This window comes from Streptomyces sp. SP18BB07, from assembly GCF_036322545.1.
Classification (GTDB): Bacteria; Actinomycetota; Actinomycetes; order Streptomycetales; family Streptomycetaceae; genus Streptomyces; species Streptomyces deccanensis.
Genome location: NZ_JAQYWT010000363.1, coordinates 451,329 through 472,879 on the forward strand (window position 1 = coordinate 451,329; position 21,551 = coordinate 472,879).

General features: G+C 70.8%; 20 protein-coding genes. 12 read left to right on the forward strand and 8 right to left on the reverse strand.

Annotation, left to right across the window (positions count from 1 at the left end):
• Positions 1–269 precede the first annotated feature (269 nt).
• From PUR53_RS43195 to moaA, 3 genes are all read left to right on the forward strand, one after another.
• Positions 270–626 (forward strand): DUF485 domain-containing protein, encoded by a 357-nt coding sequence (locus tag PUR53_RS43195; RefSeq protein WP_329899291.1) that lies wholly within the window; start codon positions 270–272, stop codon positions 624–626.
• Positions 623–2,248: a solute symporter family protein gene (locus PUR53_RS43200; RefSeq protein WP_329912159.1), complete on the forward strand. Its 1,626-nt coding sequence runs from the start codon at positions 623–625 to the stop codon at positions 2,246–2,248. Before PUR53_RS43195 ends, PUR53_RS43200 begins: the two co-directional genes overlap by 4 nt.
• A 226-nt stretch (positions 2,249–2,474) precedes the next feature.
• Positions 2,475–3,464, forward strand: coding sequence for a GTP 3',8-cyclase MoaA (gene moaA / locus PUR53_RS43205; protein ID WP_329899292.1), 990 nt, complete (start codon positions 2,475–2,477; stop codon positions 3,462–3,464).
• A 6-nt stretch (positions 3,465–3,470) separates the two neighbouring features.
• On the opposite strand, the gene PUR53_RS43210 is transcribed toward moaA, so the two are convergent.
• Positions 3,471–3,710 (reverse strand): hypothetical protein, encoded by a 240-nt coding sequence (locus PUR53_RS43210; protein WP_319240476.1) that lies wholly within the window; start codon positions 3,708–3,710, stop codon positions 3,471–3,473.
• A 231-nt stretch (positions 3,711–3,941) separates the two neighbouring features.
• Positions 3,942–4,313 (reverse strand): DUF3099 domain-containing protein, encoded by a 372-nt coding sequence (locus PUR53_RS43215; protein WP_329912160.1) that lies wholly within the window; start codon positions 4,311–4,313, stop codon positions 3,942–3,944.
• Positions 4,314–4,560: 247 nt separating this feature from the next.
• On the opposite strand from PUR53_RS43215, the gene PUR53_RS43220 reads away from it, so the two are divergent.
• Positions 4,561–4,839, forward strand: coding sequence for a GlsB/YeaQ/YmgE family stress response membrane protein (locus PUR53_RS43220; protein ID WP_329899294.1), 279 nt, complete (start codon positions 4,561–4,563; stop codon positions 4,837–4,839).
• Between the two features lie 86 nt (positions 4,840–4,925).
• On the opposite strand, the gene tyrS is transcribed toward PUR53_RS43220, so the two are convergent.
• Genes tyrS through PUR53_RS43235 form a run of 3 tightly spaced genes read right to left on the reverse strand, consistent with a single transcriptional unit; the run spans position 4,926 to position 9,160 of the window.
• Complete coding sequence (gene tyrS, locus PUR53_RS43225) at positions 4,926–6,194, reverse strand: tyrosine--tRNA ligase (protein WP_329899295.1); 1,269 nt, start codon at positions 6,192–6,194, stop codon at positions 4,926–4,928.
• Positions 6,195–6,236: 42 nt separating this feature from the next.
• The gene (locus PUR53_RS43230) at positions 6,237–7,640 is read right to left on the reverse strand and encodes a metallopeptidase TldD-related protein (protein WP_329912161.1); all 1,404 of its coding nucleotides are present in this window, start codon (positions 7,638–7,640) and stop codon (positions 6,237–6,239) included.
• Positions 7,637–9,160, reverse strand: coding sequence for a TldD/PmbA family protein (locus PUR53_RS43235; RefSeq protein ID WP_329899297.1), 1,524 nt, complete (start codon positions 9,158–9,160; stop codon positions 7,637–7,639). Before PUR53_RS43235 ends, PUR53_RS43230 begins: the two co-directional genes overlap by 4 nt.
• A 251-nt stretch (positions 9,161–9,411) precedes the next feature.
• Here PUR53_RS43235 and fabG point away from each other — a divergent pair, with 251 nt between their 5' ends.
• The 3 genes from fabG (at position 9,412) to PUR53_RS43250 (ending at position 11,460) form a co-directional block, all read left to right on the forward strand.
• A complete protein-coding gene (gene fabG / locus PUR53_RS43240; RefSeq protein ID WP_045560797.1) occupies positions 9,412–10,131 on the forward strand; it encodes a 3-oxoacyl-[acyl-carrier-protein] reductase in 720 nt (239 codons plus the stop codon).
• A gap of 5 nt (positions 10,132–10,136) precedes the next feature.
• Entirely contained in the window at positions 10,137–10,904 is a 768-nt protein-coding gene (gene fabI, locus PUR53_RS43245) for an enoyl-ACP reductase FabI (RefSeq protein ID WP_045560796.1), read from the forward strand.
• A gap of 181 nt (positions 10,905–11,085) precedes the next feature.
• Positions 11,086–11,460, forward strand: coding sequence for a hypothetical protein (locus PUR53_RS43250; protein ID WP_329899298.1), 375 nt, complete (start codon positions 11,086–11,088; stop codon positions 11,458–11,460).
• 8 nt (positions 11,461–11,468) lie between these two features.
• Here PUR53_RS43250 and PUR53_RS43255 read toward each other — a convergent pair whose 3' ends face one another.
• Positions 11,469–12,164 carry a FadR/GntR family transcriptional regulator gene (locus PUR53_RS43255; protein ID WP_329912162.1) on the reverse strand — a complete coding sequence of 232 codons (696 nt, stop codon included), beginning with the start codon at positions 12,162–12,164 and terminating at the stop codon, positions 11,469–11,471.
• Between the two features lie 82 nt (positions 12,165–12,246).
• On the opposite strand from PUR53_RS43255, the gene PUR53_RS43260 reads away from it, so the two are divergent.
• The 4 genes from PUR53_RS43260 to PUR53_RS43275 all read left to right on the forward strand — a co-directional run bounded on the left by PUR53_RS43260 (position 12,247) and on the right by PUR53_RS43275 (position 14,898).
• On the forward strand, positions 12,247–13,677 hold the full coding sequence (locus tag PUR53_RS43260; RefSeq protein WP_443080432.1) for a CynX/NimT family MFS transporter: 1,431 nt from the start codon (positions 12,247–12,249) through the stop codon (positions 13,675–13,677).
• A 50-nt stretch (positions 13,678–13,727) separates the two neighbouring features.
• Positions 13,728–13,844, forward strand: coding sequence for an SGM_5486 family transporter-associated protein (locus PUR53_RS43265; protein ID WP_005477623.1), 117 nt, complete (start codon positions 13,728–13,730; stop codon positions 13,842–13,844).
• 222 nt (positions 13,845–14,066) lie between these two features.
• Complete coding sequence (locus PUR53_RS43270; protein ID WP_329899300.1) at positions 14,067–14,282, forward strand: hypothetical protein; 216 nt, start codon at positions 14,067–14,069, stop codon at positions 14,280–14,282.
• Positions 14,283–14,379: 97 nt separating this feature from the next.
• Complete coding sequence (locus tag PUR53_RS43275) at positions 14,380–14,898, forward strand: SixA phosphatase family protein (protein ID WP_329899301.1); 519 nt, start codon at positions 14,380–14,382, stop codon at positions 14,896–14,898.
• A 139-nt stretch (positions 14,899–15,037) separates the two neighbouring features.
• Here PUR53_RS43275 and serB read toward each other — a convergent pair whose 3' ends face one another.
• Together serB and PUR53_RS43285 are read right to left on the reverse strand one after the other, a co-directional pair.
• Entirely contained in the window at positions 15,038–16,246 is a 1,209-nt protein-coding gene (gene serB, locus PUR53_RS43280) for a phosphoserine phosphatase SerB (RefSeq protein WP_329899302.1), read from the reverse strand.
• Between the two features lie 505 nt (positions 16,247–16,751).
• Complete coding sequence (locus PUR53_RS43285; RefSeq protein ID WP_329912164.1) at positions 16,752–18,746, reverse strand: streptophobe family protein; 1,995 nt, start codon at positions 18,744–18,746, stop codon at positions 16,752–16,754.
• 241 nt (positions 18,747–18,987) lie between these two features.
• Between PUR53_RS43285 and PUR53_RS43290 the strand changes: the two genes are divergently transcribed.
• Positions 18,988–21,507 carry an ABC transporter ATP-binding protein/permease gene (locus PUR53_RS43290; RefSeq protein ID WP_329899304.1) on the forward strand — a complete coding sequence of 840 codons (2,520 nt, stop codon included), beginning with the start codon at positions 18,988–18,990 and terminating at the stop codon, positions 21,505–21,507.
• Positions 21,508–21,551 lie beyond the last annotated feature (44 nt).

The following is a 21,551-nucleotide window of genomic DNA, read 5'->3' on the forward strand; positions in this document are numbered from 1 at the left end:
AGGGGTAACCCTCGAAGTCGCCGCGCCTGAGGGCCCTTTCGGAGCCGGCCGTGCTTCGGCTTCCGCATCGGTTCTCGAAAGAAACCCGCACGGTTGAACCGGTCCTCGTGCGCCGCCGTGACGTTGAGCAGGGAGCCCGAGCACGATCGTGCACCCGTCATCGAAGGAACAGAGCCGACCCCATGTCCGAACCCAGTCCGTCCCCCGATCCGACGGCGAACAAGTCACCATCCACCGTCGCGACCGCGGCTCAGACGCGAGGAGACTCCGTGGCAACCGACGCACCGCCCCCAGCGAAGGCAGAGCATCACCTCCCCTCACCCGAGGAGTTCGCGGCGGTCCATGAGAGCGCCGAGTTCGCCGAACTGCGCCGCTCCTACCGCTCGTTCGCCTTCCCGCTGACCGTGGGCTTCATCACCTGGTACCTGCTGTACGTCCTGCTCTCCAACTACGCGGGCGACTTCATGGGCACCAAGCTCTTCGGCAACATCAACGTCGCCTTCGTCTTCGGCGTCGCCCAGTTCGTCACCACGTTCCTCATCGCCTGGTGGTACTCGCGGCACGCCGCCGCGAAGCTCGACCCCAAGGCCGAGGCGATCAAGTCCCGGATGGAGGGCGGCGCATGAGCCCCGTACAGCAGACGTTCCTCGCGGCCAACGAGGCCAGCGAGCACCGGCCGCTCATCATCACCCTGTTCGCGCTGTTCGTCCTCGCGACCCTCGGCATCACCGTCTGGGCCGGCCGCCAGACCAAGGACGCCGCCGACTTCTACGCGGGCGGCCGCCAGTTCAGCGCCTTCCAGAACGGCCTCGCGGTCTCCGGCGACTACATGTCCGCCGCGTCGTTCCTCGGCATCGCGGGCGCCATCGCCCTCTTCGGCTACGACGGCTTCCTCTACTCCATCGGCTTCCTGGTCGCCTGGCTGGTCGCCCTCCTCCTGGTCGCCGAGCCGCTCCGGAACTCCGGCCGATACACCATGGGCGACGTGCTCGCGTACCGCATGCGCCAGCGCCCCGTCCGCACCGCCGCCGGCACCTCCACGATCGTCGTGTCGATCTTCTACCTGCTGGCCCAGATGGCGGGCGCGGGTGTCCTCGTCTCCCTGCTGCTCGGCATCACCTCCGACGCGGGCAAGATCCTCATCGTCGCCCTCGTCGGCCTCCTGATGATCGTCTACGTCTCCATCGGCGGCATGAAGGGCACCACCTGGGTCCAGATGGTCAAGGCCGTGCTGCTCATCGGCGGCACGCTCCTCATTACGTTCCTGGTGCTGCTGAAGTTCAACTTCAACATCTCCGATCTGCTCGGCACCGCCGCCGAGAACAGCGGCAAGGGCGCCGCCTTCCTGGAGCCCGGCCTGCAGTACGGCGCCACCGGCACTTCCAAGCTGGACTTCATCTCCCTCGGCATCGCCCTGGTCCTCGGCACCGCCGGCCTGCCGCACATCCTGATCCGCTTCTACACGGTGCCCAACGCCAAGGCCGCCCGTAAGTCCGTGAACTGGGCCATCGGCATCATCGGCGGCTTCTACCTGATGACCATCGCCCTCGGCTTCGGCGCCGCCGCGCTGATCTCCCAGGACGAGATCATCGCCTCCAACCCGTCCGGAAACACGGCCGCCCCACTGCTCGCCCTGCATCTGGGCGGCGTCGACTCGGCCTGGGGCGCGATCCTGCTCGCCACGATCTCGGCGGTGGCCTTCGCGACCATCCTCGCCGTGGTCGCCGGCCTCACCCTCGCCTCGTCGTCCTCCTTCGCGCACGACATCTACGCCAACGTCATCCGCAAGGGGCAGGCCTCCGGCGCCGAGGAGGTCCGCGCGGCCCGCTGGGCGACCGTCTTCATCGGCATCGTCTCCATCGGCCTCGGTGCCCTCGCCCGCGACCTGAACGTGGCCGGCCTGGTCGCCCTCGCTTTCGCGGTCGCGGCCTCCGCCAACCTGCCGACCATCCTCTACAGCCTCTTCTGGAAGAAGTTCACCACCCAGGGCGCGCTGTGGTCGATCTACGGCGGTCTGATCGTCGCCGTCGGCCTGGTGCTGTTCTCGCCGGTGGTCTCCGGCGACCCGAAGGCGATGTTCCCGGACGCCGACTTCGCCTGGTTCCCGCTGAAGAACCCGGGCATCATCTCCATCCCGTTCGGCTTCCTCATGGGCTTCCTCGGCACGGTCCTCTCCAAGGAGAAGGCCGACGACGCGAAGTACGCCGAGCTGGAGGTCCGCTCCCTCACGGGCACGGGCGCGCACTAGCTCCGCTGAAAGACCCCGTCACGAGGCTGGGCGCCGTCGTGGCTGGTCGCGCAGTTCCCCGCGCCCCTAAGGGCGCGTCCCGCGCCCGCGTCGCAGGGGCCGTCGTAGAGATCTACGGCGGCCCCTCGCCGCGTCTCGTGCGATCGGGCCGGTGATGTTGTCAGCGCGGTCACGTAGGCTCGCAGATGTCGAACGATTGTGATCCGCCGCGAGGGAGGGGGCCCACGTGCTCATCGACACCTACGGCCGAGTGGCCACCGACCTGAGGGTCTCGCTGACCGACCGGTGCAATCTGCGCTGTACGTACTGCATGCCCGAGGAGGGCCTGCAGTGGCTGGCCAAGCCCGACCTGCTGAGCGACGACGAGATCGTCCGCCTCATCGACATAGCCGTCCGGATCCTGGGCGTCGAGGAGGTCCGCTTCACCGGCGGTGAGCCGCTCCTGCGCCCCGGCCTGGTCGGCATCGTGGAGCGCGTGGCGGCCCTCGCCCCCCGCCCTCAGATGTCCCTGACCACCAACGGCATCGGCCTCAGGCGCACGGCGACGGCCCTGAAGGCGGCCGGCCTGGACCGGGTGAACGTCTCCCTGGACACCCTGCGCCCGGACGTCTTCAAGACTCTCACCCGCCGGGACCGCCACAAGGACGTCCTGGAAGGCCTCGAAGCCGCCCGCGACGCCGGCCTGACCCCGGTCAAGGTCAACTCGGTCCTGATGCCCGGCCTGAACGACGACGAGGCCCCGGACCTCCTCGCCTGGGCCGTCGAGCACGACTACGAGCTGCGCTTCATCGAGCAGATGCCCCTGGACGCCCAGCACGGCTGGAAGCGCGACGGCATGGTGACCGCCGGAGACATCCTGACCTCCCTGCGCACCCGCTTCGACCTCACCCCCGAGGGCCAGGACGAACGCGGCTCGGCCCCGGCCGAACGCTGGCTGGTCGACGGCGGCCCCCACCGCGTGGGCGTCATCGCCTCCGTCACCCGCCCCTTCTGCTCCGCCTGCGACCGCACCCGCCTCACCGCCGACGGCCAGGTCCGCACCTGCCTCTTCGCCCGCGAGGAGACCGATCTGCGTGCCGCGCTGCGCTCCGGCGCCCCGGACGAGGAGATAGCCCGCATCTGGCGGCTGGCGATGTGGGGCAAGAAGGCGGGCGCCGGCCTGGACGACCCGTCGTTCGTCCAGCCGGACAGGCCGATGTCGGCGATCGGGGGCTGAGCGGCCCTACGGCGCTGGCTCCTCCCAGTCGTCCAGCTTCACCACGTCCTTGAGGAACCCCCGCACCCCCAGGAACTGCGACAGGTGCTCCCGGTGCTCCTCGCAGGCGAGCCAGGTCTTGCGGCGCTCGGGCGTGTGCAGCTTCGGGTTGTTCCAGGCGAGCACCCAGACCGCGTCGGCCGAGCAGCCCTTGGCCGAACAGATGGGGGAGGACGGATCCGAGCCGGGGACGTTGAGGATGTTCACACGTCGACCCTAGTCGCAGGAATCAGGCCGGAGAAAAGGCGACGCCGAGCAGCCACGGGGGGAGCTGCCCGGCGTCGGTCTGTCGCTCCGACGGGGGATGCGGAGCGCGTACGAAGTATGTCACGGGTAGGCCTCTGCCCGGCACAGGAACTACATGATTGATCTGAGCTTTTCTTGAGCTTGGCGGGTGGCCGGATTCCGTTTCGCGGGGACGTGCGGACGGCCGGTTGCTCAGGCCCGCTCGCGCGGCTCGCTCCGCCGAGGCCCCGCCGAATCGGCCGCGGAATCCTCCGGGACGGATTCCGCGGGCGGCGCGATCATCGGCCGCATGGGAGCCCTCACGAACGTGGACGGCAGCGAGGGCGCGTTCTCCCGGCCCGCGTTGGCGATCACCACGGCGATGTACGGCAGCACCGCGCCGAGCACCAGCGCGACGACCGCGACGTGCCGTTCGACGTTCCAGAGGACGGCGGCGGCGATCACCGCGAGGGTGCGGACCGACATCGAGATGATGTAGCGACGCTGCCGGCCGCGGACGTCGTCGGCGAGGCCCTGCCGGGCACCTGTGATCCGGAAGACCTCGACGTTGCTCTTCTTCCGCATCGCGTTCCACCACCCGCCTGTATCGGACGCTCACCGGCCCGTGCCCCGCCCGTGTCCGCTACAGGGAACGCGGTCCGGACAAGCCCCACGTTACGCCGCGTCTGCGCCGCCTACGAGACCGGGTCACCTTCCACCAGGAGTGCGCGAAATGCGCCGTAGCGCGTACAGCCGTGCCCGACATGCGGCGTACCGCAGGCGGGCCGACACTGGGCGTAATGCTCACGTCGAGCCGTACGAGGAGGCAGCCATGGGCTGGTTGTGGGCGATCATCGTGGGATTCGTACTGGGCCTGCTGGCCAAGGCGATCCTCCCGGGCAAGCAGCACAGCCCGCTCTGGCTGACGACGATCTTCGGCATGCTGGGCGCCGTCGTCGGCAACGCGATCGCACGAGGCTTCGGGGTCGAGGAGACCTCAGGCATCGACTGGAGCCGCCACATCTTCCAGCTGGTCGCCGCGATCGTCATCGTGGCCCTGGGCGACATGGTGTACATGAAAACCCTGGGCAAGAGAAAACACCGGACCTGAGCCCCGAAAGGGGCGCGGGGAACTGCGCGAGCAACCACACCGAAGCGGCACTCGCCAGCGACCCCACGCCCCTATGGCGCTTAGGCCTAGGCCCCGGTCACCTCGATCGCGGCCAGGTTCTTCTTGCCCCGGCGCAACACCAGCCACCGTCCATGGATCAGCTCTTCCCGGGACGGAACCGCGTCCTCCGCGGTGACCTTCACGTTGTTCACGTAGGCCCCGCCCTCCTTCACGGTCCGCCGCCCCGCGGACTTGCTCGGCACCAGCCCGACCTCCGCGAGGAGATCCACGACCGGAGCCGGCTCGGCCACCTTGACGTGCGGCAGCTCGGAGAGCGCCGCGGCAAGCGTCTTCTCGTCCAGCTCCGCCAGCTCGCCCTGTCCGAACAGCGCACGGGACGCGGCGATCACGGCGGCCGTCTGGGCGGCCCCGTGCACCAGCGTCGTCAGCTCCTCGGCCAGCGCCCGCTGCGCGGCCCGCGCCTGCGGCCGCTCCTCCGTCTGCTTCTCCAACTCCTCAAGCTCCTCACGGGACTTGAAGGACAGGATCCGCATGTAGCGGGTGATGTCCCGGTCGTCCACGTTCAGCCAGAACTGGTAGAACGCGTACGGCGTGGTCATCTCCGGGTCGAGCCAGACGGCGCCGCCCTCGGTCTTGCCGAACTTGGTGCCGTCCGCCTTGGTCATCAGCGGGGTGGCCAGCGCGTGCGCCTCCACGCCGGGCTCCAGCCGGTGGATCAGGTCCAGGCCGGCCGTGAGGTTGCCCCACTGGTCGCTGCCGCCCTGCTGGAGCGTGCAGCCGTACCTCCGGTAGAGCTGGAGGAAGTCCATGCCCTGGAGGATCTGGTAGCTGAACTCGGTGTAGCTGATGCCCTGGTCGGACTCCAGCCGGCGGGCGACGGAGTCCTTCGTCAGCATCTTGTTGACGCGGAAGTGCTTGCCGATGTCCCGCAGGAACTCGATGGCGGACAGGCCCTCGGTCCAGTCGAGGTTGTTGACCATGACGGCCGCGTTCTCGCCCTCGAAGGACAGGAACGGCTCGATCTGACCGCGCAGCTTGCCGACCCAGCCGGCGACGGTCTCCGGGTCGTTCAGCGTGCGCTCCGCCGTCGGGCGGGGGTCGCCGATCAGGCCCGTCGCCCCGCCGACCAGCGCCAGCGGCCGGTGACCGGCCTGCTGGAGCCGGCGCACGGTGAGCACCTGCACCAGATGTCCGACGTGCAGGGACGGCGCGGTCGGGTCGAAACCGCAATAGAACGTGACGGGACCGTCCGCGAGCGCCTTGCGCAAAGCGTCCTCGTCGGTGGACAGGGCGAACAGCCCTCGCCACTTCAGCTCGTCGACGATGTCCGTCACGGTTCTCGTGTCTCCTTGATTGGGCCGTAATCAGGTACGAGGTTATACGCCCTGGCTGACAGAACTCATATTGAAATCCGGCACCCGCAGCGCGGGCATCGCGGCCCTGGTGAAGTAGTCGCTCCACTCGCGCGGCAGCGTCTTCTCCGTGCGCCCCGCCTCCGTGGCCCGGCCCAGCAGGTCCACCGGCGACTCGTTGAAGCGGAAGTTGTTGACCTCGCCCGTGACCTCGCCGTTCTCCACGAGGTAGACGCCGTCGCGGGTCAGGCCGGTCAGCAGCAGCGTCGCCGGGTCGACCTCGCGGATGTACCACAGGCAGGTCAGCAGCAGCCCGCGCTCGGTGTCCGCGACCATCTCCTCCAGGGAGCGGTCCGCGCCGCCGTCCAGGATCAGGTTGCCGATCGTCGGCACCACCGGCAGCCCCGTCAGGCCCGCGCTGTGCCGGGTGGTCGGCAGGTGCGCGATCTCGCCCCCGCTGATCCACTCGGTCGCCGCCAGCGGCAGCCCGTTGTCGAACACCGAGCTGTCGCCGCCGGAGGAGTGGGCCAGCACGAACGGCGCGGACTCCAGGCCCGGCTCGTTCGGGTCGCTGCGCAGGGTCAGCGGCAGCTCGGTCAGCCGCTCGCCGATCCGCGTGCCGCCGCCGGGCTTGCTGAACACGGTCCGGCCCTCGGCGGCGTCCCGCGCCGACGCCGACCACATCTGGTAGATCAGCAGGTCCGCCACGGCCGTCGGCGGCAGCAGCGTCTCGTACCGCCCGGCGGGCAGCGGCACCCGCCGCTCGGCCCAGCCGAGGCGTACGGCCAGCTCCGCGTCCAGGGCCGCCGGATCGACGTCCTTGAAGTCCCGTGTGGAGTGCCCAGCCCAGGCCGAGCGCTTGCGGTCCGGGGACTTGGCGTTCAGCTCCAGCGTCCCGTTCGGCTGGTCGTGGCGCAGCCGCAGCCCGGTGGACGTACCGAGATAGCTCGACACCATCTCGTGGTTGGCGAAGCCGTACAGCTCACGGCCGCCCGCACGCGCGCGTGCGAAGGATTCCCCGAGGGCCGGCGCGAAGTCGGAGAAGACGGCGGAGGAGGTCTCGGCGGGCGAGTCCGTGAAGTCGGGGGAGTGCCGCACCCCCGTGACCAGCGGCTGGGCGTCCTCGGCCGGTCCGGCGCCGCGCGCGGCGGCCTCGGCGGCCCGCACCAGCGGCTCCAGCTCCTCGGGGGTGACGGCGGCCCGTGAGACGACCCCGGAGGCGGTGCCCTCCTTCCCGTCGACGGTGGCTACGACGGTCACCGACCGGCCCCGGGTGACCCCGTTCGTGGTCAGCGCGTTGCCCGCCCAGCGCAGGTTCGCCGTCGAGTACTCGTCGGCGATCACCACACAGCCGTCGGCCCGGGAGAGTTCGAGGGCCCGCTCGACGATCTCGTGCGGCTTGTGCGCCTTGGTGTTCCGCGCGCTCATCGACCGGCCTCCTGCGTGGTGTTCAGAATGTTGACGCCCTTGAAGAGGGCCGAGGGGCAGCCGTGCGACACCGCGGCGACCTGGCCCGGCTGGGCCTTCCCGCAGTTGAACGCCCCGCCCAGGACATAGGTCTGCGGCCCGCCCACGGCCGCCATGGACCCCCAGAAGTCGGTCGTGGTCGCCTGGTAGGCGACGTCCCGCAGCTGCCCGGTGATCCGCCCGTTCTCGATCTTGAAGAACCGCTGTCCGGTGAACTGGAAGTTGTACCGCTGCATGTCGATGGACCAGGACCGGTCCCCGACGACGTAGACACCCCGGTCGACCCCGCCGATCAGATCCTCCGTCGACATCCCCGCCGGATCCGGCTTCAGCGACACATTGGCCATGCGCTGCACCGGCACATGCCCGGGGGAGTCGGCGTAGGCGCATCCGTTCGACCGGCCGAGGCGGGTCAACTTCGCGATGCGGCGGTCGAGTTGGTAGCCGACGAGGGTGCCGTCCCGGACGAGGTCCCAGCTCTGGCCCGCCACGCCCTCGTCGTCGTACCCGATGGTCGCCAGACCGTGCTCGGCGGTGCGGTCACCGGTGACGTTCATCAGCTCGGAGCCGTACCGGAGCTTGTTGAGCTTGTCGAAGGTGGCGAAGGACGTGCCGGCGTACGCGGCCTCGTAGCCGAGCGCGCGGTCCAGTTCGGTGGCGTGGCCGATGGACTCGTGGATGGTCAGCCACAGGTTGGACGGGTCGACGACCAGGTCGTAGACGCCCGCCTCGACGCTCGGTGCCCGCATCTTCTCCGCGAGCAGCTCGGGGATGCGGGCCAGCTCGTCGTCCCAGTCCCAGCCGGTGCCCGTCAGGTACTCCCAGCCGCGCCCGACCGGCGGTGCCAGCGTCCGCATCGAGTCGAACTCGCCGCTGGACTCGTCGACGGACACGGCGGTCAGCGACGGGTGCAGCCGTACCCGCTGCTGGGTGGTCACGGTCCCGGCGGTATCGGCGTAGAACTTGTTCTCGTGCACGGTGAGCAGCGAGGCGTCGACATGGTTGACCCCGTCGGCCGCCAGCAGCCGTGTGCTCCACTCCGTGAGCAGCGCGGTCTTCTCCTCGTCGGGGATGGTGAACGGGTCGATCTCGTAGGAGGAGACCCAGGTCTTCTCCGCGTGCACCGGCTCGTCCGCCAGCTCCACCCGCTCGTCCGACCCGGCGGCCTTGATGACCTGCGCGGACAGCTTGGCCATGGCCACGGCCTGCGAGGCGACCTTCGCGGCGGCGTCCATCGTCAGATCCACCCCGGACGCGAACCCCCAGGTCCCCCCGTGCACCACCCGCACCGCGTACCCGAGGTCGGTGGTGTCCGACGACCCGGCCGGCTTCGCGTCCCTGAGCCGCCAGGACGCACTGCGCACCCGCTCGAACCGGAAGTCGGCGTGATCGGCGCCGAGGGCTCGCGCGCGGGCGAGCGCGGCGTCGGCCAACGCCCTCAGCGGTAGTGCCGTGAAGGCTTCGTCGATGGAATGAGGCACCGAGGTCTCCCTGTTGCCGAACGGTTGTCGTGGCCTGTCGGGTCCGATCATGTCGCGCCCGCGGGCGGCCGGACCACATCTTTCCGGCTGCGGTCGGCGGGCTTTCTGTAGGGACCCGACAGCGACTCCCCCGCGCCACTGTCACAGCTCGAATGCCCGCCGGGGGAAATGGACCGATAGGTTTCGAGGGAAGGCGCCTGCCGTCCAGGCATGCGGGCAGGCGTTCAGACCGCTAAGGAAAGGGTGATCCGTTGAGCCGCTCGGTTCTCGTCACCGGAGGCAACCGGGGCATCGGCCTCGCCATCGCCCGCGCGTTCGCCGACGCCGGCGACAAGGTCGCCATCACCTACCGCTCGGGGGAGCCGCCGGCCGCCCTAACAGAATTGGGCTGCCTGGCCGTCAAGTGCGACATCACCGACCCCGAGCAGGTGGAGCAGGCCTACAAGGAGATCGAGGCCGAGCACGGCCCGGTCGAGGTGCTGATCGCCAACGCCGGCGTCACCAAGGACCAGCTCCTGATGCGCATGTCCGAGGAGGACTTCACCTCGGTCATCGACACCAACCTCACCGGCACCTTCCGCGTCGTCAAGCGCGCCAACCGCGGCATGCTGCGCGCCAAGAAGGGCCGCGTCGTCCTCATTTCCTCGGTCGTGGGCCTCTACGGCTCGCCCGGCCAGGCCAACTACGCCGCCTCCAAGGCCGCCCTGGTCGGCTTCGCGCGCTCCCTCGCCCGTGAGCTGGGCTCGCGCAACATCACCTTCAACGTCGTTGCTCCCGGCTTCGTCGACACCGACATGACCAAGGTGCTCACCGACGAGCAGCGCGCGGGCATCGTGAAGCAGGTGCCGCTCGGTCGTTACGCGCAGCCCGAGGAGATCGCCGCGACGGTGCGGTTCCTCACCTCGGACGACGCCTCGTACATCACTGGAGCCGTCATCCCCGTAGACGGCGGACTGGGAATGGGTCACTGATCACCATGAGCGGAATCCTCGAGGGCAAGCGCGTCCTGATCACCGGTGTGCTGATGGAGTCCTCCATCGCCTTCCACACCGCCAAGCTGGCCCAGGAGCAGGGCGCCGAGATCATCCTCACGGCCTTCCCCCGGCCCACGCTGACCGAGCGCATCGCCAAGAAGCTCCCCAAGCCCACCAAGGTCATCGAGCTCGACGTCACCAACGACGAGCACCTGGGCCGCCTGGCCGACATCGTCGGCGAGGAGCTCGGCGGCCTCGACGGCGTCGTCCACTCCATCGGCTTCGCCCCGCAGGACGCCCTCGGCGGCAACTTCCTGAACACGCCCTTCGAGTCCGTCGCCACCGCGATGCACGTCTCGGCGTACTCCCTGAAGTCGCTGACCATGGCCTGCCTGCCGCTGATGCAGAACGGCGGCTCGGTCGTCGGCCTGACGTTCGACGCGAAGTTCGCCTGGCCGCAGTACGACTGGATGGGTCCGGCCAAGGCGGCCCTGGAGGCCACCAGCCGTTACGTCGCCCGTGACCTGGGCAAGCAGAACATCCGCTGCAACCTCGTCTCCGCCGGCCCTCTCGCCTCCATGGCCGCCAAGTCCATCCCGGGCTTCGGCGAGCTGGCCGCCGTGTGGGACGACCGTTCGCCGCTGGAGTGGGACCTCAAGGACCCCGAGCCGGCCGGCCGCGGTGTCGTCGCGCTGCTCAGTGACTGGTTCCCCAAGACCACCGGCGAGATCATCCACGTGGACGGCGGGCTGCACGCGATCGGCGCCTGAGCGCCACCGCTGAAGGCTCCACCGCGGTTCGAGGGCGCGCATCCATTCGGGTGCGCGCCCTCGCCGTACTCCTGTCCGCCGGGATCATCACTCGTTCGGCTCATCCGGCGGGCCGCCGGGGCCGGGTGCCGCGCACGCTGGACGTACACCGCTCAGCCACTCGGCCGAGGAGGTCCCCCTTGTGCGCATCTCCCGCAGCATCGCCCCAGCTGTCGTCGCCCTGGCTCTCGTCCTCACTCTTCCGTCCGAGTCGGCACCGCACGCGCGCGTGGCGACCGGGGAGCGGCACGCGCGCGTAGTGGTGGACGACAAGCCCGCCCCGTTCGGGGCGGCCTGCCACAGCACCGTCACCGGTTCCCAGGTGGTCGGGTACTGCTTCAACCCCCACGCGGCCGTCGACCACGTCCGGCTGCACATCGAGTGCGCCCGGTGGTGGGACCTCGACAGCGACAGCGCCGCGGTCGAGACGGCGCCCGCGCGGACGGTACGGCTCACCGGGCGCTGCTGGAAGGAAGTCCGCTCGGTGTGGTTCAGCCACCAGCGGGGGGAGGGCTGACGGGTGGTTCACCCACCGGCGGGTGGAGGGCTGACCCGGCCGGGACGGCAGTGGAACGGATAGCCGGCCGCCTCCGCCGCGGCGGTCTCCGCGTCGCCCGCGCGGATCGCGTCCACCAGCCCGGCGTGGTCCATGTACGTCTCCGGGGTCAGCTCCTCGCCCACGTCGCCGCGCAGCCAGTCCCGCAGGACCTCGCCCAGGTCCGCGTAGACCGTCGTCACGACGTCGTTGTGGGACGCGGCGACGACCGCCATGTGGAAGGTCGCGTCGGCGGTCACGAAGGCCTCCGCGTCGCCCGAGGCCCAGGCCTCCTCGCGGCGCGCCAGGAGCGCGTCCAGCTGTTTGAGGTCCCGCTCCGTGCGCCGCTCGGCCGCCAACTTCGCGGCGCTCGACTCCAGGGCGGAGCGCAGCTCGGCGATGTGGCGCGGGTCGGCGTCCGCGAAGCGGCGGTGCATCACGCCCGCGAGCTCGCTGGTCGCGACGACATAGGTGCCGGAGCCCTGGCGGATGTCCAACAGGCCGTTGTGGGCGAGCGCGCGGACGGCCTCGCGGACCGTGTTCCGGGCGACCCCCAGCTCCTCCACGAGCTCGGGCTCGGTGGGGATACGGGAGCCGACCGGCCACTCGCCCGAGGTGATCTGGTTCCGCAGCGCGGCGATGATCTGCTCGGACAGCGCCGATCGGCGGGGATGGCTCAGCGGCATGGCACACCTTCGCACGAAGTGGCCGACCGGGAGCAGCCGGGCCATGGACAACCAATCATCCTATGATTCTATGATGGATGTCATGGTGAGCGAGGAGACCGCGACGACGACATCCGCACCGCTTCGGGCACCGTCCGAAACGCCGGTGCCCGACCGGGCCGGGTCCGAACCCCCGGTGCCGTCCGCGCGCGCGTGGACGACGCGCCTCGTGATCGTCGGCATCGTCCTGACGGCCCTGAACCTCCGCCCCGCCATCACCAGCCTCGGCGCCCTCCTCGAAGAGGTGCGCATCGGGCTCGGCATGAGCGGCAGCGTCGCCGGGCTCCTCACCTCCGTGCCGCCGCTCTGCTTCGCCCTCTTCGGCGTCATGGCGCCCCGGCTCGCCCGCCGGTTCGGTCCGTCCGCCGTCGTCTGCGCGGGCATGGTCGCCATCGCCGGCGGCCTGCTGATACGGCCCTACGCCGGCGGCACGGCCGGATTCGTGGCCGCGAGCGCCCTCGCCCTGATGGGCATCGCCGTCAGCAACGTCCTGATGCCGGTCATCGTCAAGCGCTGGTTCCCGGACCGGGTCGGCTCCATGACGGGCCTCTACTCCATGGCCCTGGCCCTCGGCACGTCCTGCGCAGCGGCCGTCACCGTGCCCATGACCGAGGCGCTGGGCGGGAGTTGGCGGACCGGGCTGACCGTATGGGCGCTGTTGGCGGCGGCGGCCGTGGTGCCGTGGCTCCCGTTGCTCCGGGACCGGGACGCGCGCTCGGCGGAGAACCCCCGGGGAGGATCGCGCTCGGTACGCGGTGCCGGGGGAGCGCCGGGTTCCCCGCGTGGGTCCGGGGGAGCGCCGGGTTCCCCGCGTGGGTCCGGGGGAGCGCCGGGTTCCCCGCGTGGGTCCGGGGGAGCGTCGGGATCGGGGCGCGAGGCGGCGCCCGTGCTGCGGATCACCCGGAGCCGTACCGCCTGGGCGCTCGCCGTGTTCTTCGGCCTCCAGGCGACCGCCGCCTACATCACGATGGGGTGGATGGCGCAGATCTTCCGCGACGCCGGGGTCCCCGCCGGCACGGCGGGGCTGCTGCTGGCCCTCACCATGGTGATGGGCGTGCCGCTGGCCTTCGTGATCCCCAGGCTCGCCACCCGTCTGCCCCACCAGGGGCCGATCGTGGTCGTCCTGGGCGTCTGCGGGCTCCTCGGGTACGGCGGCCTCCACCTCGCTCCGGCGGAGGGCGCCTGGGCGTGGGCGCTGCTGATCGGTATCTCGAACTGCTCCTTCCCACTCGCGCTCACCATGGTCGGCATGCGGGCCAGGACCGGCGCGGGCGTGGTCCAGCTGTCCGCCTTCGCGCAGAGCACGGGCTACCTGATCTCGATCCCCGGCCCGCTCCTCGTCGGCGTCCTCTACCAGCACAGCGGCGGCTGGGGCCTGCCTCTGGCCCTCATGGCCGCCCTGATGCTCCCGCAGATCGCCGCGGGCATCCTGGCGGGCCGCGACCGGCTCGTGGAGGACGAGGCGGCCCGCTGAGGGCATACCCCGGCGGCCTCACCCGGGGTCGCGGGTGCGACACTGGGCGCATGCCAGTGCTCGACCCGAACCCCCAGAACGGCCAGAAGAAGATGCTCCTGGTCTTCGGCTCGTTCCTCGCCATCTTCGTCGTCATCGGGATCATCGCGGCCATCGCGTCACCGTGACCGCCCCGGGGATCATCACCGGACCACCCAGAGGTCGTCACCGTGATCGTCAGGGGTGGGGATAACCCCCCATCCCCTAGGGGGCGGGTCTCAGGGTGAAGTGGGTGGATCACCGGATGGGGCGGAGCGCCCGCGTTCCGTAACGTCGAGATGTGGCCGCAGGGGACCCGCGAGGGCCCACGGAGGACCGGGCCACGAGGACTCGCAGACCACGGAGGCGGCATGTCGGCCCGTACGCACCCCCGGCCCCACCCGGCGACCACCAGCGGCGTCGGCGTCCGGCTGCCCTGGTGGGCGGTCGCCCTGCCCGCCGTCGGCTTCATCACGCTCCTGTTGCTGATCTCCGACCCCGCGCAGGCCCAGGCGGCGAGCGGGGATCCCGTGATCGCCGACCTCGTGGAGCGCATACGGAACGCCCTGTCGAGCCACACACCGTGACGAGCGCCCCGCCCACCGGAACCACCTGTACCGGTGTCGGGTATCCGCACTTCAACTCCCTGCGCCCCGTGGCCTGTTTCGTGCGAAGCTGGGACGCATGAGCGTCGCAGAATCCCGCAGGATTGTCCTCTTCCGGCATGCGAAGGCCGACTGGCCCCAGGTTTCCGACCACGAGCGGCCGCTCGCCGACCGGGGCCGCATGGACGCCGCCGTCGCCGGGCGCAAGCTGGCCGACTCCGGAATCCCCTTCGACCTTGCCCTCTGCTCCACCGCCGTCAGGACCCGCGAGACCTGGAAGCTGGCCGTTCATGAACTGCCCGAACGACCGAAAACGGTCTACGAGGAGCGGATCTACGAGGCCTCGCCCGGCGAGCTGATCGCCCTGCTCAACGAAACCCCGGACGACGCGCAGAACGTCGTGCTGATCGGCCACAACCCCGGCATCCAGGGCCTCGCCGACATCCTCGCCGGCACTTCCGAGGGCGACGCCCGCGAGCGCATGAACCGCCTCGGCTTCCCGGCCGCCGCCTACGCCGTGCTCACCTTCGAGGGCGCCTGGAAGAGCCTGGAGCCGGGCGTGGGCACCCTGGCCGACTACTGGGCGCCGACCGAGTAACTCCGCCGCGTAGCCGATCCAACGGCCACCCCGGCCTCGGCACCCGGCCACCCGGCACAAGCCATCCGGCATCCGGCCACTCGGCACGACGAGGGCCCGGCACCACCTGGTGCCGGGCCCTCGTCGTGTGTCTCGCCCGTTACTCGTCGTGCGTGTCCGCCGCCTCGACCTCTTCACGGGTCACCCCGAGGAGGTACAGCACGGTGTCGAGGAAGGGGAAGTTCACCGCGGTGTGCGCGGCCCTGCGGACGACCGGCTTGGCGTTGAAGGCGACGCCCAGACCGGCCGCGTTGAGCATGTCGAGATCGTTCGCGCCGTCGCCGATCGCCACGGTCTGGGCCAGCGGCACTCCCGCCTCGGCGGCGAACCGGCGCAGCAGCCGCGCCTTGCCCGCCCGGTCCACGATCTCGCCCACGACCTTGCCGGTGAGCCTGCCGTCGACGATCTCCAACGTGTTGGCCTGTGCGAAGTCGAGGCCGAGCCGTTCCTTCAGGTCGTCCGTGACCTGGGTGAACCCGCCCGAGACGACGCCGACTTGGAAGCCGAGCCGCTTCAGCGTGCGGATCAGCGTGCGCGCGCCCGGTGTGAGCCGGACCTCGCTGCGGACCTTCTCCACCACCGAGGCGTCGAGCCCCTCCAGCAGCGCCACGCGCGCGTGCAGCGACTGCTCGAAGTCCAGCTCCCCGCGCATGGCGGCCTCCGTGACCTCCGCGACCTCCTTCTCGCACCCGGCGTGCGCGGCGAAGAGCTCGATCACCTCGTCCTGGATGAGCGTGGAGTCCACGTCCATCACCACCAGCCGCTGGGCCCGGCGGTGCAGGCCCGCCGCGACCACGGCGACGTCCACGCCGAGGGCGACCGACTCGGTGACCAGCGCGGTCCGCAGTGTCTCCGGCTCCGTGCCGGACACGGCGAACTCGACGGCCGTCACCGGGTACTTGGCGAGCCGGAAGATACGGTCGATGTTGCCGCCGGTGGCGGTGATACGGGCGGCGATGCGAGCGGTGGACTCGGCGGTGAGCGGGTGGCCCAGCACGGTGACGTGCGAGCGGCCGAGACCGCGGGGCCGGTTGTCGCCCAGGCCGGAGATGATCTCCGCCTGCATCTTCATCGACTCCGCCCAGCTGTGCACGGTCGCCCGCAGGTCGCCCTCCTGCCCGGCGGGCGGCTCGGTCACGAGCGCGCACAGCACGATCCGGCCACGGGTGACGACCTGCTCGATGTCGACCACGTCGACCGAGTACGCGGCGAGGGTGTCGAACAGCCCGGCGGTGATCCCCGGTCGGTCCTTGCCGAAGATCTTGACGAGGAGAGTGGGGATGTCAGAGGAGGTCTGCGAAGCGCTCATGATGTGCCAACCGTATCCGGCGCCCCGTGCCTTTTGCCCCTGAGGTCCGCCCAGCGGACGGAGAACACTGGGTTACCGGCGGCTGACGCGCACGGGGACCCCGCACGACACCTCAGAGGGCCCGCCTCCCGCGTGCTCCCTGCCCCCGGCCTGCCGGCACCACTACCGCGAGCTCACCGCAGGCCGGAACGCCGGCCGGGCGTGGTCCTGCTCGTGGCTCGGGGGCTTCCGGGGGTCGCCGCCCCGTGCCTGGCCTGACCCTGCCCCTGGCTCGGAGGGGCTCAGCGTGACCCCGCCCCGGTCTGGAGGCTGGCCGCCCTGGTGTGGCTCTGCCCTTCACCCGCAGGCCCGCGCTCGTGTTTCCCCGCCCACGCCTGTCGGGCCCGTCCCTCCGAGGCTCCGCTCGTGTGCCGAGCGCTTGCCATGCGTGGTCCTGCTCGTGGCGCGGGGCCTGCGTGGCCCCACCCCGTCCCGGAGAGCACGTCCCGTGCCTCCTTCGGGGCCCTCACCGTCCGCGTGGTCCACGCGGTGGGGGAGGAGGCGGTGGCGGCCTTTCCTCCGGTGGCGGCGGCGGTGCGGGCCAGGCGCCCGATCCTGATCCTGCCCCCGCCCCAGATCCCGCCCCCGAGCCCGGCCGCTGTCCCGGTCGCCGGGGAGGCGGTGGTGTGAAGCGCCGTGCCACCGTGGGCGCCCCATACACATCCGGCGGCCCCTGCGCCCCTGGGCCCCCTGAACCGCCGGAGCCCCCCGCTCCGCCCGTACCCTGCCCGCCCGCACCCCGGGTTTCCACACCCCGCCGGTCCCCGCCTCGCCCCGTCGGCCCCCGCCCGGCCTCCCCGGCCTCCCCGGCCTCCCCGGCCTCCCCGGGGGCGCGGGTGCCCCGAGCCCCCGGCGCTCCGGGCACCCCCCGCACCCCCCGCAACTCATCCGGCAGTCGCAGGTACGGATTGGTGTCCGGGTTCGGCGGTCGGTACGGCGTACCCGGCGTGTACGGTCCCGAGGAGGAGCCGGAGTCGTAGGTCTCGGCGGTCGTCGTCGCCCAGCCCCCTCCCTCACCCCCGACCCCCCGCGCCAGCGGCGACGCCCGCAGCCCGGCCGCCCGGGTCGCGCAGGCCAGCAGTGCCCCGGCGGCCCCCGCTCCCGCGCCCCACAGTGCGCCCAGTACCAACGCCATCGCCGCCCGCCCCCGCAGCTCCACTCCCGCGTCGAACGCGTCGATGCCGAACACGGCCAGCGACGCGTCCACCGACACCTCCGTCACCCACACGAGCAGTGGCAGTGCCATCGCCGTCGCGAGCCCGAGCCGAAGCGCGCAGCGCCCCATGAAGCCGAGCACGCTCCCGCCCCGTACATCCGCACCGGACGCACCCCCGGCAGGGTCCGCAGCCGCCCCCCGTACGAACGGCGTACGCACGGCGGTCAGGACCCCCGCGTACAACATCATCAGCGCGGCGGCGAGGCCCAACAGCCAGACACGGTTGTCGAGTTCGGCCAGCCGGCCGAGCGTGACGGGCTCGCCCGCGTCGACGCGCAGGAGCTCGTCGAGCGGGTCGGGCAGGAGGTCGGCCAGCGCCCCGGTCGCCCTGCCGTCCCAGGGGACGAGGAGACCGAGGGGGACGCCCAGCCAGACCCCGTTCGGCGCGCCGAGGAGGGCCGCGCCCGCGATCCGCCGGGGGTTCGGGTCGCCGATCGCCGCGTACACCGCCGCCGCGAGCCCGGCCAGGACCGCCACCAGGAGCACGGTGACCACGGCGGACACGGCCGGCCGTACGGTCCGGTGCACCACGTCGAGTCCGGGCGGCAGCGGGGTGCGGCGCGAGGCCAGCAGCGCGATGACCAGCACTCCGAGGCACCAGGTCAGGCCGCCGAGCACGGTCGGCACGGCGTCGACCGTGAAGCCGACCCGGGCGTCGGCGGAGGCCAGGTCGCCCAGCCGGTCCGGCAGCAGCCCGCCGCCGAGGTCACCGAGTTCGCCGAGCCCGGGGATCTCGACGCTGTCCAGGTCGCCGCCGCCCGGAAGTTGGTCGTCGATGCCGAGCCGGCTGCCGTCGAGGGTGATGACGGCGTTCCCGGCCCAGGCCAGCCCGCCCATCAACGCCGCGAACAGCGCGAGCACCGTGCCCGCGCGCGCGAGGAGTTCCCCGGGCGGGACGACAACTCCCGCGCCCCGCAAGGAACGTAGGAAGAACCAGGACAGCAGCAGCGCACCCACGAGGCTGACACCCAGTGGCGTGATCTCGATGGCGGTGGTCGCCTGAGCCCCGTCCAGGCCCATCACGGACACATCGCCCGACGGAGTCACCGACCCACCCGCCCCGAGCGCCACAACCGCCGCTGTCATGGGCCCGAGTTCGCCCGCCGCGTCGGCCTCCAGCAGATGCAGACCGAGCGCCGCCGCACCCGCCATGCCGATCAAAGCCCAGCTCACGGCGGCGATCGCGGAGAACACCACATCCCCCCACGGCACGCGCCTGCCATGGCCAACATTCCGGTCGCTCATGGTCGGACCCCCCGATCCACATCGCGGCGTTGCACCGCTGATGTCCCCCTCGCGGGGGATTACCACTCTCCGGCCCGGTTTCAACCCCGTCAACGGGACGGGGAGATGCCCCCGTACGTTCTCTTCACAAGGCCCGACTTTCGGTCAGGGGGTCGAGCCTGAAATAGTTCCCCCCGATGTTCGACATCCCTAGACTCCCTGTGTTGGGGGTAATTCGGGGGACAACTCAGTGGGGCATGGAGTGCCGGAACTCGTACTGGAATTGAACGGACAAACCTGGACGCTCGATCCGTCCAGGGCATATACCCTCGGACGTGATCCGCAGGGGGACATCGTGTTCGACGACGCCAGGGTGTCCTGGCGTCACGCCACGATCAGCTTCGGCGGCCGTAGTTGGGTGATCGAGGACCACGGCAGCACCAACGGCACCTTCGTGCAGGGGCAGCGGATCCACCAGTTGGAGATCGGCCCCGGCTCGGCCGTACACCTCGGCAACGCGACCGACGGGCCGAGACTCAGCCTCTCCGGCGCCGCCGCGTCCGTCGCACAGCCCCAGCAGCAGCCGTACGCGGCGCAGGGCGCGAGCGCCGGATACGCCGGCCAACAGCCCCCGCAGCAGCAGGCACCGCAGGCGGGCTGGCAGCAGCCGCCGGCGGCACAGGTCCCGCAGCAGCAGGGCTTCCCGCAGCAGGGCCCCGGTGGTGGCGCGGGGGCGCCGCCGGTCTACGGCGACCGCAGCCCGACCACGTTCCACCAGCTGGCCCTCGGCCGCGTCATGCGCATCGGTCGTGCCCTGGAGAACGAACTGGTGGTCTCCGACCTCCAGGTCTCGCGCAACCACGCCGAGTTCCACGCGACGCCCGACGGGCGCTTCGAGATCCGTGACCTCGGCTCGCACAACGGCACGTTCGTCAACGGTATGCCGATCGCCAAGGGTGGCTCGGCGCTCCTCGGCCCGAACGACATCGTCGGCGTCGGTCACTCGACGTTCCGTATCGTCGGCGACCGCCTGGAAGAGTTCGTCGACACCGGTGACGTCTCCTTCTCCGCACGCCATCTGACGGTCACCGTCGACGGCGGCAAGCAGATCCTGAAGGACGTCTCCTTCGGTGTCCCGGAGAAGTCGCTGATCGCGGTCATCGGCCCCTCGGGCTCCGGCAAGTCCACCCTGCTGAAGGCGCTCACGGGCTACCGCCCCGCCAACCAGGGTGACGTCCTCTACGACAACCGGAACCTGTACAAGCAGTTCGCCGAGCTGCGTCAGCGCATCGGTCTGGTCCCGCAGGACGACATCCTGCACAAGGAGCTGACCGTCAAGAAGGCCCTCAAGTACGCGGCCAAGCTGCGCTTCCCCGCCGACACCACGGCGCAGGAGCGCGACGCCCGGATCGACGAGGTGCTGCGCGAGCTCAAGCTCGACATCCACAAGGACAAGAAGGTCACCTCCCTCTCCGGCGGCCAGCGCAAGCGCGTCTCGGTCGCCCTGGAGCTGCTGACCAAGCCGTCGCTGATCTTCCTGGACGAGCCGACCTCCGGCCTCGACCCGGGCATGGACCGCGACGTCATGCAGCTGCTGCGCGGCCTCGCCGACGACGGCCGTACGGTCCTGGTGGTCACCCACTCGGTGGCCGAGCTGGCGATCTGCGACAAGCTGCTGGTGATGGCCCCGGGCGGCGCGGTGGCGTACTTCGGTCCGCCGGAGGAGGCGCTGAACTTCTTCGGCTACGAGACCTGGGCCGACGTCTTCTCCGCCTTCGAGAACTACCGCGACTACGACTGGGCGGGCCGCTGGAAGGGCTCGCAGCACTACCAGATGTACGCCGCGGACATCGACGCCGTCGCCCCGCAGTCGGTGCACATGCCGCCGCCGCAGTCGATGCGTCCGCCGAAGCCACAGGGCTGGTTCTCCCAGCTCGGCACCCTGGTCCGGCGCTATGTCTCCGTCATCGCGTCCGACAAGGGCTTCCTGGCGCTGACGGTGATCCTGCCGGCCGTCCTCGGCGCGGTGAGCCTGCTCATCGACCCGGACAAGGACCTGCTGGTCAGGAAGATCAACCCGGCGACCAACCTGCCCATCCCGAACGGCACCGCCACCACGGTGCTGCTGATCCTCGCGGTGGGCGCGTGCTTCGCGGGCGCCGCCAACTCCGTACGAGAGCTGATCAAGGAACGGGTGATCTACGAGCGGGAGCGGGCCACCGGCCTGTCGCGCTCGGCGTACCTGATGTCCAAGGTGATCGTGCTCGGCGCGGTGACCGTGTTCCAGGGCGCCATGGTCGGCGCGATCGGCTTCTCCAGCCGGACGATCCCGGACGAGGCGCTGATCTTCGGCGACGGCAAGTTCGCCGTGATGCTGGAGCTCTCCATCCCGATCATGGGGCTTGGCTTCACGTCCATGATGTTCGGCCTGGTCATCTCCTCGCTGGTGAAGACCGCCGAGAAGACGATGCCGCTGCTGGTCATGTTCGCGATCGTCCAGGTCGTCTTCACCGGCTGCCTCTTCGCCCTGCACGGCAGCCCCGGCGTCAACGAGTTCTCGTACCTGATGCCGTCGCGGTGGGCGGTCGCCGCCGCCGGTGCCACGCTGGACTTCAACAACATCAGCCCGCCCAAGGAGGCCGGGGACACCGACCCGCTGTGGGACCACACGGCCGGCGCCTACAGCCTCGACATGATCGCCCTGATCGTGCTCGGTGTGATCTGCGGCTTCCTCGTGGCCCGCTTCCTGCGCCGCCACGAGCCCGAGGTCATGCGGAAGTAGTCCACGGGCAGTGACGTACGAAGGGCGGCACCCGCACCGGGTGC